The organism is Acidobacteriota bacterium (assembly GCA_016196035.1).
GTDB lineage: Bacteria > Acidobacteriota > Blastocatellia > RBC074 > RBC074 > JACPYM01.
The window spans coordinates 38,017-49,034 of sequence record JACPYM010000045.1 but is presented as its reverse complement, the minus strand read 5'-3'; the positions used below and the strand labels follow the sequence as shown (position 1 = coordinate 49,034).

The window sequence follows — 11,018 nt, the reverse complement described above, 5'->3', positions numbered from 1 at the left end:
GCTAGTACTCCATCAAGCTGTAAGTGATGGATGCTGAGAGCGCATCCGGGATGTAGGGCGGGATTAAATCCCGCCCTACATCCCTCATTTTCAGCTTGATGGAGTACTAGGTCAGGAAGCAGGTTTGCCGCGTTTGCGAATGCAGTTTGCACCAGCCGGAGTTTTGCTGGCTGTTAGCGGGTGTCCGGCAAAATTTTGTGTAAAAGCGGATTCAGCGTAGCAGACGGCTCACACGCGAGTGGCGCAACCCTGCCGAGGTTGCGCGGCGTCAGCAAGAGAGCGATTGGATGTCAGGGGAAAAATGAGGGTCGTCACTGCGGCAACGGCGCAACCTTGGCAGGGTTGCGCTACTCGCGCGTGAGCCGCTCGGGACAGCCGCCGCGCAAAACTACGACGCACAGTACTTTCTTAGCGCTGCGGTTGCCTGCCGGAAGCGAATCGTTTAGAGTGCGGCGCATCAACAGGCATCAATAAATCAAGCAAGCAAAACTGTCACCGGCAAGTCTGAAACCGGGTTGCCGTAATGATCGTCTTCAGGCAGTACAAAGCAACATTCAGTGGCGCAACTTTAGCATTAGCACTGTTAGCAGCGTTCGCTCGACAGTCGTTGCGCACGACATTGCACCAACAATTCATTCCGCCGAAGGAGTATTCCCGATGAAGCAGCACAAGCGCCTGCTCACGCTTTTTTGCACGGTGGCTTTTGGCGTTAGCGCCGTTCTGCTATCCCAACATCAACCAGCCCGTGCTTACGAAGGTGAAGCCTACGCCATACGCGGCGCCACCATCGTCACCGTTACGGGGGCGACTATTGCCAAGGGGAACGTCGTCGTGCGCAACGGCTTGATTGAAGCGGTCGGCGCGGAAGCCGCGATTCCCGCCGATGCCAAGGTGATTGATGGAACGGGGCTGACGGTTTATCCGGGCCTTTTCGACACCTTCACCAGCCTGGGCGTTCCAGCACCCACGACGCCCGATGCGGGTGGCGGCAGACGTGGTGGAGGTGCGCCGCCTGCCGATCCGGCGCAGGCTTTTTTGGCGCAGATGAGCGCGCCGCCTTCGACTGCGGGCCTGCTGCCGGAAGTCAGTGTGACCGAGCAATTGCAAGTCGCGGCAGACACGTTTGATCAACAGCGTTCCGCCGGGATCACGACCGCGTTGACCGCGCCGCGCACGGGCATCTTTCAGGGCCAAAGCGCGTTGATCAATCTGGGGGCGGAGCCGGCTGACAAATTGATTTTGAAAGCGCCGATTTCACTCAATATCGGGTTCGGCTCGGCGCGCGGCGGCTTTCCCAATTCGCTGATGGGGACGTTTGCCTTTCTGCGCCAATCGCTGCTCGACGCCCAGCATTACCGCGAAGAGTGGGCGCGTTACAACAAGTCGCCGCGCGGCGCGCAACGTCCGGCGGTCAACAAATCGCTGGCGGCGTTGCAACCGGTCATCAATGGCGAAATGCCTGTCATCCTGAGCGCCAACAGCGAACGCGAAATCAAACGCGCGGTGGCGCTGGCTGAGGAATTCAAGCTGAAATACATGCTGGCCGGGGCGATGCAAAGCTACCTCTTGGCCGATTTCCTGAAAGCCAAGAATGTCACCGTCTTGCTTAGTTTGGGGTACCCGCAACGCCCGCAACTCGACGATCCCGAAGATGAAGCGCTGCGCACTCTGAAAGATCGGGCCGAAGCGCCGAAGGCCGCCGCCGCTTTGCACAATGCGGGCGTGCGCTTTGCTTTCAATTCGGGCACGTTGACGCGCCCGGCGGATTATCTGGCCAATGCGGCGCGCGCGATTGAGGCTGGCTTGCCGAAAGAAGCCGCGCTCAAAGCGCTGACGATCAACGCGGCTGAAATCTTTGGCGTCGCCGAACAACTCGGCAGCATCGAGAAAGGCAAGATCGCCAATCTGGTCGTGGCCAGCGGCGACCTGTTTAACAAAGACACGAAGATCAAACACGTCTTTGTGGACGGCAAACCATTCGAGATCAAAGCGGTTGAACCCGCGCGCCCTGGTGGCCCTGGCGGACGCGGCGGGCCTGGTGGTGGACGTGGCCCCGGTGGCGCGCCGAACGGCGGCGCGGCGTTGGCGACGGGCAGTTGGGAACTCACGATCAATGCGCCCGAAGGCCAGATTCAAGGCACTTTGAAAATCAATCAGTCCGGCTCGAATCTGAGCGGCGAAATCACGACGCCCTTTGGCACCGCGCCGCTCAAGAATGGTGTGGTCAGCGGCAATGACGTCAGTTTCGGGTTTTCGCTCAACGTGCAAGGCCAACAGTTGGAAGTCGCAGCGACGGCCAAGATCACGGGCGATTCGATCAGTGGCTCTTTTGCGGCTGAAGGCCAGTCTTCCAGCTTCACCGGAACGAGGAAGCCGAACTAGCCATGAGCCGTTTTCGCGGGCGTTGGGAAACCTTCTGAGAACTCGCCATTGATGGCGGTTCGCCAGTCAGAGGGAACAAGTTGATGGCCTGGCGCATTCCGCCGGTGCTGGCGCAGGTGCCCGCCTTCGGCAGTGAGAAGCCGGTCGGTTCAATGGTGCCGTGGGCGCAAACGCAGCTCTTTCACGCGACGCGGCAAGCGTTGGCCGCGGTCGCCCAGGACATCGCGAATGGCTTGGCGGAAACGGTCGGTATTCGTTGCGCGTGGGGGACAGAGTTAGCCGCTGATGAGCGTTGTTCGGTCGTCTTGGAATTGCCGCCGGAAGCGAATGTTGATTACATCGCTCACGCGATTGACTTGGAAAATGTCGAGGCTTGGTGCGCTGACGATCAGATGGTGCACGTCGCCATCGGGCCGTGGTATTCGGTCAAAGACGTAGATCAAGTCGTGCTCTCGATTACGAAAGTCACGCACGTGAAATTGGGCTTGCACGCGACTGACCGGCAACGCGCCCAGGCGGCTCAAAAGAGCTAGGAATATCCGTCATGCAACTGAGTGAGCTTCAAGCAAAGCTGGTAGGTGAATGGGCGGGCAACAACCTGCTTCATCTGAGTTGGCTGACGCCTTCTGATTTCAATTCCGCCGGGCAGATGTCGGTCCAGGCAATAGCGAACGGCAAATGCCTGACCTTCAAATATACCTGGAGCCACGAGGGCACGCCGCACGAGGGTTTCCTGTTGTTGGCGCATGCCGCAACCAGCGGCGTGACGACAGCGGGCTGGGTGGATTCGTGGCACCAAAGCGGCGGCGTGCTGACTTGCCAAGGTTCGCTTCACGAAAACGGAACAATTGAAGTGCGCGGTTCATACCCCGCCCCACCCGGCCCGGATTGGGGCTGGCGCATCACAATCGCAAAACGTTCTGACAATGAATTGCAGATGCTCATGCACAATTGTGCACCCGATGGTACCGAAGATTTGGCTGTCCAAGCTGACTACACCAGAGTCAGTTGAGCGCCCTTCAACGGCAATGTTCAATCCGAGGTAAATGATGATGACCAAAGCAAGACTGTTCTTTTTGACGCTCTGTCTGGCAATGTTCGCGATGTCTGCTTTTGCCCAAGACCGCGAAATCCTGATCAAGAACGCGACCATCATGACCGCTTCGCACGGCACGATTGAAAACGGCTCGATCCTGATCCGCAATGGCAAGATCGCCGCCGTCGGCAAAGCCGCCGAAGTCAAAGCCGGCGCGGGCGCCAAAGAGATTGACGCGACCGGCATGTACGTCACGCCTGGTTTTGTGGATGCGCACTCGCACACCGCGCTTGATTCGATCAATGAAGGCTCGCTGTCGGTCACCGCGATGGTCAGGATGCGCGATGTCGTCAACGACACCGACATCAACATCTATCGCCAACTCGCCGGGGGCATGACGACCATCCACCAATTGCACGGCAGCGCCAACGCCATCGGCGGCCAGAACAACATCATCAAATTGAAATGGGGCAAGTCCGCCGAAGAAATGTTCGTGGCGGATGGCCCGCGCACGATGAAATTCGCGCTGGGCGAAAACCCGAAGCGTTCCAATTCGCCTGCTCTCCCCGGTGCGACGCGCCGCTACCCCGCCACGCGCATGGGCGTCGAAGAAGTCATCCGCGAAGCCTTCACGCAAGGCCGCGAATATAAGCAGACGTGGGATGCCTATGAGGCCGCCAAAGCGCGCGGCGAAAACCCGTTGCCGCCGCGCCGTGATCTGAAATTGGAAGCAATGGCCGACGTACTCAGAGGCAAGATTGATATTCATTCGCACTGCTACCGCGCCGATGAAATCATGATGCTGATGAAGTTGTGCGAAGAGTTCGGCATCCAGGTGCACACGCTGCAACACACGCTGGAAGGTTACAAAGTCGCGCCCGAAATCGCCAAGCACGGCGCGTCGGCTTCGATCCTGCCCGACTGGTGGGGCTACAAGATGGAAGCCTACGATGCGATTCCTTTCAACGCCGCGATCATGACCGGCAAAGGCATCGTGGTTTCGATCCACTCGGACAGCAACGAACACGCGCGCCGTTTCTATCAAGAGGCGGGCAAGATGCTGCGTTACGGCAATCTGACCGAAGAGCAATGCCTGCAACTGGTGACGCTCAACCCGGCCAAACAAATCCGGCTGGACAACCGCATCGGCAGCATTGACGTGGGCAAAGACGCCGATCTGGTACTCTTCAACGCGCATCCCTTCAGCGTCTATGCGCGCCCCGAAGTAACGATGATCGAAGGCGAAGTCTATTTCGACCGCAAGCAGGACGTGCAACGCCGCGAGTTGCTCGCCAAAGAAAAGAAAGACCTGATCGAGAAAGAGAAGAAGCTGAATTTGCCGTCGCAACCCGTGCAAACTTCGCCCGCGTTCATCCCGACCTTGAGCGAGGACGAGCTGGATGGACACATTCACGGCAAGATGAAGGGGCGCAAGGAAAACTAGCGTGGCGCCGCGCGTCCAGCAAATTCAGCCAGGAGGTCGTATGACACATGAAGAAATCACAGCCACACTTGCATCTGCTACGGTTCACTTAAATGCGCTGACCGTGACGGTTGAAGGAATGGCTGAGCAGCAAAAAGTGTTATTGACCCTACAAGCAGCAACCAACGCGGCTTGGTCGCATAGACAGGAAGAAGCTGAAGAACGGCTGGTGCGGATGGAACGAACCCTTGAATGGCATTCGAATCACGAGGCGGATGTCAGCCAAACTCTTGAGCGGCACGCTAGCAAACACTTCGATGCCGAGCAGATCCTCGAAAGGCTTTCGGAAAAGCAGTTTCACCAAGACCTGAAAAATGAGGAGCTTGAGAACGCGCTAAATCGCACCGCGCAACTGCTGATACAGGCCGCGCTGAACAATGCCGACGGACATAAACGGCTTGACCGTCTCGAAGCCAGCTTGGCGCTGCTGGACGCTAAACTGGATCGCTTGTCTGACACGGTTGATCGTTACATCGCCTTTCGGACAAACGGACACAACGGCAACCACTAACACTGTCACTCGCCACACACCTGCCATACGTTGGCGGGCATAGGTGCGCATCACCATACACAGGAACGATTCCATGAAAAGCTGCATTCTTGCACTCGTGTTCAGCGCCTTGCTAATGCTTCCTGGCACGGCGCAAACCAAAACTGACAACGGCGTCATCGCCATCCGCAACGCCCGCATCGTCACCGTCACGGGTGAAACGATTCCGCGCGGCACCCTCATCATCAAAGACGGCAAGATTGCCGCACTCAGCGCAAACGTCACGATTCCGGCCAATGCCAAGCAGATTGACGCCACGGGCCTGTCGGTCTATCCGGGCATGATTGACACCTATACGACGATGGGTCTGGTCGAGGTCGGCCAGGGCGCGCCGGGCACGGTGGACACCACCGAACTGGGCGACTTCAATCCGAACGTCAAGGCGCTGACCGCCGTCAACCCGCACAGCGAAGCGATTGCCGTTGCACGCACCAATGGCGTCACGACCGTGCTCACCTGCCCGCAAGGCGGCCTGATTTCGGGCCAGTGCGCGTTCATCAATCTGGATGGCTGGACGCCGCAAGAGATGAAGCTGACGGCTCCGGCGGCCATGCACGTCGTCTATCCGACGGTCGGATTCGGCGGGCGCGGTGGCGGTTTCGGTGGCGGCTTCAACGTGGGCACCAACGATGCTGCGCGGCAACAACGCGAACGCCGCGTCGAGGAATTGCGCAAGAAACTCGAAGCCGCGCAGGAATATCAGAGAGCACGCGAAGCCAGCGCCCGCGACAAGAGCTTGCCCGCGCATCCGACCGACCTCGGCCTGGAAGCCTTGCTGCCGGTGCTCAAAGGCGAAGTCCCTGTGCTGGTCAACGCCAGCGGCAAACGCGAAATCGAAGGCGCGCTCGAACTGGCCGACAAGTTCAAACTCAAACTCATCATTCACGGCGGCGAAGACGCCTATCAGGTCGCCGACAAACTGAAAGCCAAAAACGTTCCCGTCGTGCTCGGCGCGGTGCTCGATCTGCCAGACAAAGAAGACGACCCTTACGATATGCCCTACGCGCGCGCCGCCGTGTTGCACAAGGCAGGCGTGAAGTTCTGCATCACGACCACGGACACGGCGACCGACGTGCGCCTGCTACCTTTCCACGCGGGCACGGCGGCGGCCTTTGGTTTGCCGAAAGAAGAAGCCCTGAAAGCCGTCACGATCTATCCAGCGCAAATCTTCGGTATTGATAAATTGGTTGGCAGTCTGGAAGTAGGCAAAATCGCCAACCTGATCGTCACCGATGGCGACCCGCTGGAATTGCGCACGCGCGTCAAGCACGTGTTCATCAACGGCAAACCCGTTGACCTGAGCAGCAAGCACACGCGGCTCAATGACAAGTTCAAAGACCGGCAATAAAACGCTGGTGAGAATGGGCGATGGCGTCATCAAGGCCCCTCCGGTCGCGCCATCGCCTGGGTTTGCCGGCGCAAAAGCCTCAGTTTGACAATCCCCTCTAGCAACTCTATATTCTGCCGCCTTAACAGCCGGACACCATTACTTGTGCATTCGGCAATTTTGTCCCCCTTCTTTTTTAACAACTCACAATGCTCAGATTCGAGAAACTTTTTATCCAAGGGTTCAAGTCGTTTTGTGACCCGACCGAAGTCGTCTTTGACGAACACGGCATCACCGCCGTCGTCGGCCCCAACGGCTGTGGGAAATCGAATGTGGCCGATGCAATCAGTTGGGTGATTGGCGAGCAACGCGCCAAATCACTGCGCGGCGGCAAAATGGAAGACGTCATCTTCACTGGCAGCCGCAACCGCCAACCTTCAGGCATGGCCGAAGTCATGTTGACGATGGTCGTCACCGCGACTTTCGAGATTCGCTCTGACATCGGCAAACCCTCTTCCGAAGACGTCAATGAAGCCCTCAGCGCCAAAGCCGAACGCGAACACGCCGCTGACATCGCCACGCACGCCACTGAACAATCGGTAGATGAAACGCTTGAATCTGGCGCGGCTTCGATTGAAGCCCCCACAGGCGAAGCGCCGCTCCTGGCCGAAGCAACGCCCGCCGAAGCCGAAAGCGCAGCAGAGAAAAAGAAACAGGCCAAGCCGCGCAAAGTCGCCAGCAAAGAAACTGCGCGCCTTTACCACGAAGGCGAACGCATCACCGTGGGCCGCCGTCTGTACCGCACTGGCGAGAGCGAATACGAGATGAATGGCCGCGCCTGCCGCCTACGCGATATTCAAGATTTGTTTTCGGGCACAGGCTTGGGCGGCGCACACTACGCCATCATCGAACAGGGTCGCATCGGCCAAGTGCTGTCGGCCAAACCGCTCGACCGTCGTTCGCTGATCGAAGAAGCCGCCGGTGTTGCCAAATTCAAAATGCGCCAGCATCAGGCCGAGTTAAAGCTGGACGCCACGCGCACTAATCTCGCGCGCGTCACCGACATCCTGCTCGAAGTCGAGCGCCAGCAAAATAGCCTGAAACGCCAGGCCCAAAAGGCGCGCCGCTATCAACGACTGCGCCAGGAATCGCGCGATCTGATGCGCGCTGTTTTCGTCGTGGATTACCGCACGATGCGCAACAGCAGCGGCGCGCTCGCAACCCGCCTTGCTGAAATTGCCGCGCGCGAAACCGAAACCGCCGCGCAAATCGCCGCGCAGGAAGAGGCCCAAGCCCTAGCCGCGCAACAGGCGCGCGCGGCTGAAGATGCGCTCAACGCCACGCGGCAGGAGGCTTCCGCCATTGATCTGGAAGTCGAACGCGCCAAGCAGCAACACGCTTATCTGACGCAGCAATTGCAATCGTTGGGGCAACGCTCCCAGCAATTCGCCCGCGATCAGGCCGCCATCAGCGAACGCAACGATTTCATCACGCAGGAAGCCGCCCGCTTGCGCACCCAACTCAGCACCGTTGAACAGGAAATCAACGCCGAGAGCAAAGCATTGCTGGATGCCGAGGCTGAGCATCGCGCCCTGGCCGACCGTGACTCTGGTGCCGAAGGTAAGCTCGAAGACGCGCGCAAACAACTTTACGAAAACACGACTACGCTCGAACGCTGGCGGCAACTCAAGCGCCAATTCACCGAAGCGGTCGAACGTGCGCAAACCCGCTTGCAAGGCCTCGCCACCGAACGCGAACGCGCCGTCACGCAAGCCCAGGCTGCCGAAGAGCGCAGCGCCGAGTTGCGCCTCAAGTTTGAAGAAACGACGCTGCAACAACAAAACACGGCGGAGGAACTCAGCAACGTCACCGCCCAACTCAATCAACACCGCCAAACGCGCGAAACCAAGCAGGCCGCGCTCAATGCGCTGCAACGCAATTTGACGACTGCCGAACAGCGCTTGAAATCGCTGCAAGAACTCGACGAGCGCCGCACCTACTTTTCCGAAGCCGTCCAGTTGCTGATGCAAAACCAGCAGCCAGGTTTTCGCACGTTGGGCACGCTGGCCGACTTCGTGCAGGTCGCGCCCGAATTTGAAACCGTCATCGAAGCCGGTTTGCGCGACGAACTGCAATACGTCGTCGTGCCCAGCTATGAAGACGCCATCAACGCCATCGAATTTCTCAAAGCCGAAGGCGGTGGCCGCGCGACTTTCCTCGTCGTCGGCAACCACACCGAATCCAGCGCGCCCCCGTCCGCCAATGGTCACGAAGCCAACGGCCATCGCACGCTTAACTCCCTGCTCGGCTTGCGACCCGATTACGCCGAAGCCTTCAAACTCGCGCTGCCCGGCTTGGCCCAAGCCAAAATCGTGGACGACACGGCCCAGGCCATAGAACTAGCGCGGCAGGCGGCCACGAATAACAACGGCAGCGGTGCGGCGCTGGTTTCGCTTACGCGTTCGGGCGAACGCATCATCGCGGGCCGCCTCGTCACCGGCGGCAGCGGCAGCGAAAAAGGCACCGGCGTGCTCGCGCTCAAACGCGAGATCGTGGCGTTGGATGAACAACTCGACACGCTTTCCGAGCAGGTCAACGCGGCGGAAACCGAGTTGCGCGAACTCAACCAACTCATCAACCACCTGACCGAACGCCGCAACGCACTCGACGCCGAGTTGCGGCAACTGGAAAAACGCCTCGCCGTCGAACGCGAACAGTTGCAACAGGCCGAACGTGAACGCGAACGCACGTCCACTTACATCCGCGTTGTCGAAACCGAAACCGCCCAGGCACAAGAGGAACTCGCCGACTTTGACCGCAAACTGCAACAAGCCGCCACGCAAACCAGCGAGACCGAACAGGCGCACGCCGCCGCCAATGAGGTCGTCGCCGCCGCCCAAAACGAATTGGCCGAATTGCGCCGCCTCGCGGAACAACGCACGCAGGAACTTTCGCGCCGCCGCGCCGAATTCGCGGCCAAGACCGAACGCCGTCGCGGCATGCAAAACGATTTGCGCCGCCTGGAAAACGAAACCAGCGACTTGAGCAACCGCCTCGACCGCACGCGCCTGGAGGCTGTCGAAGCCGACGAACAAGCCAACCAGTTGAGCGCCAGCATTGAGAACATCGCCGAACAGTCAACGGAATTGTTGGCCGAGCAGACGCGCTTCAACGCCGAACTCACTGAACGCAGCCAGATCATGAACGCCGCGCGCGAACAGGTCGAAACCCTAGACTTGCAATTGCGCGCCGCCCGCGACGCCGCTACGCAAGCCCGCGAAGAGCGCGCCCAACGCGAGATCGAACGCGCCAAACTATCCAGCGACCTCGAACATCTCTCGACGCTTTGTTACAACGAACTGGGCGAGCAGATTGGCGAAGTCGTTGAACGGCTGGAACAAGCTGGACAACAAGGCGAAGGAGAAGATTCCGCTGCTGAAACTGAGGCTGCACCAACGCTCATTAGCCTCACTCTCGATGGAGATGACGAGGAAGGCGAAAGCCAAACCGATGCCTGGCCCACCTTCTGGACTGTTCCCGAAGACTTTGATCTGGTCGTCGCCAAAGCGCGCTTGGACGAATTGCGCGCCAAGATTGAGGCGCTCGGCCCGGTCAACATGATGGCCTTGCAGGAACTGGGCGAGATTGAGGAACGCTTCGTTTTCCTAACTACGCAAAAAGCCGACATCGAAAAGGCGATGGCCGATACGCTGGCGGCGATTACTGAAATCAAGCACCGCTCGCGCGAACGCTTCCGCGACGCTTTCACGCAAATCAACGAGAACTTCAAGCAGATGTTCGTGGAATTGTTCGGCGGCGGCCAGGGCGAGATGCGCTTGATTGACGAGAGCGATATTTTGGAAAGCGGCATTGAGATCATCGCGCAACCGCCCGGCAAACGGCTGCAAAACGTGCTGCTGCTTTCCGGCGGCGAAAAAGCCATGACCGCCATCGCGTTGGTCATGGGCATCTTCAAATATCGCCCCAGCCCCTTCTGCCTGCTCGATGAGGTGGACGCGCCGCTGGATGAAATGAACATCGGGCGCTTCTCGGACAAGATCATGGAGATGAGCCAGTTCACTCAGTTCATGGTCATCACCCACAGCAAACGCACGATGGAAGTGGCGCGCACGCTGTATGGCGTGACGATGGAGGACCCCGGCGTCTCGAAGCTGATTTCGGTCAAGCTGGCTTAGGGATGCCGACCAATGAGAGAACAACTGAATCCCGATTCCTGAAT

General features: G+C 59.0%; 7 protein-coding genes. All 7 read left to right on the top strand.

The annotated features are described in order from the left end of the window. Positions 1-657 precede the first annotated feature (657 nt). The 7 genes from HY011_14815 (at position 658) to smc (ending at position 10,974) form a co-directional block, all read left to right on the top strand. On the top strand, positions 658-2,382 hold the full coding sequence (locus HY011_14815) for an amidohydrolase family protein (protein ID MBI3424200.1): 1,725 nt from the start codon (positions 658-660) through the stop codon (positions 2,380-2,382). An 83-nt stretch (positions 2,383-2,465) separates the two neighbouring features. Next, a complete protein-coding gene (locus HY011_14810) occupies positions 2,466-2,915 on the top strand; it encodes a hypothetical protein (GenBank protein MBI3424199.1) in 450 nt (149 codons plus the stop codon). Positions 2,916-2,926: 11 nt separating this feature from the next. Beyond that, positions 2,927-3,394: a DUF1579 family protein gene (locus HY011_14805; protein ID MBI3424198.1), complete on the top strand. Its 468-nt coding sequence runs from the start codon at positions 2,927-2,929 to the stop codon at positions 3,392-3,394. Between the two features lie 82 nt (positions 3,395-3,476). Beyond that, positions 3,477-4,862, top strand: a complete 1,386-nt coding sequence (locus tag HY011_14800) for an amidohydrolase (protein ID MBI3424197.1) — start codon at positions 3,477-3,479, stop codon at positions 4,860-4,862. A gap of 40 nt (positions 4,863-4,902) precedes the next feature. Then, the gene (locus HY011_14795; GenBank protein MBI3424196.1) at positions 4,903-5,412 is read left to right on the top strand and encodes a hypothetical protein; all 510 of its coding nucleotides are present in this window, start codon (positions 4,903-4,905) and stop codon (positions 5,410-5,412) included. A 73-nt stretch (positions 5,413-5,485) separates the two neighbouring features. Continuing rightward, the gene (locus tag HY011_14790) at positions 5,486-6,799 is read left to right on the top strand and encodes an amidohydrolase family protein (protein ID MBI3424195.1); all 1,314 of its coding nucleotides are present in this window, start codon (positions 5,486-5,488) and stop codon (positions 6,797-6,799) included. Positions 6,800-6,987: 188 nt separating this feature from the next. Beyond that, positions 6,988-10,974 (top strand): chromosome segregation protein SMC, encoded by a 3,987-nt coding sequence (smc, locus tag HY011_14785; protein ID MBI3424194.1) that lies wholly within the window; start codon positions 6,988-6,990, stop codon positions 10,972-10,974. Positions 10,975-11,018 lie beyond the last annotated feature (44 nt).

Bases quoted from the DNA above. Each gene is read 5' to 3' on its own strand.
- HY011_14790 (MBI3424195.1), top strand. From the start codon at position 5,486: ATGAAAAGCTGCATTCTTGCACTCGTGTTCAGCGCCTTGCTAATGCTT.
- smc (MBI3424194.1), top strand. From the start codon at position 6,988: ATGCTCAGATTCGAGAAACTTTTTATCCAAGGGTTCAAGTCGTTTTGT.
- HY011_14795 (MBI3424196.1), top strand. From the start codon at position 4,903: ATGACACATGAAGAAATCACAGCCACACTTGCATCTGCTACGGTTCAC.
- HY011_14805 (MBI3424198.1), top strand. From the start codon at position 2,927: ATGCAACTGAGTGAGCTTCAAGCAAAGCTGGTAGGTGAATGGGCGGGC.
- HY011_14810 (MBI3424199.1), top strand. From the start codon at position 2,466: ATGGCCTGGCGCATTCCGCCGGTGCTGGCGCAGGTGCCCGCCTTCGGC.
- HY011_14800 (MBI3424197.1), top strand. From the start codon at position 3,477: ATGTTCGCGATGTCTGCTTTTGCCCAAGACCGCGAAATCCTGATCAAG.
- HY011_14815 (MBI3424200.1), top strand. From the start codon at position 658: ATGAAGCAGCACAAGCGCCTGCTCACGCTTTTTTGCACGGTGGCTTTT.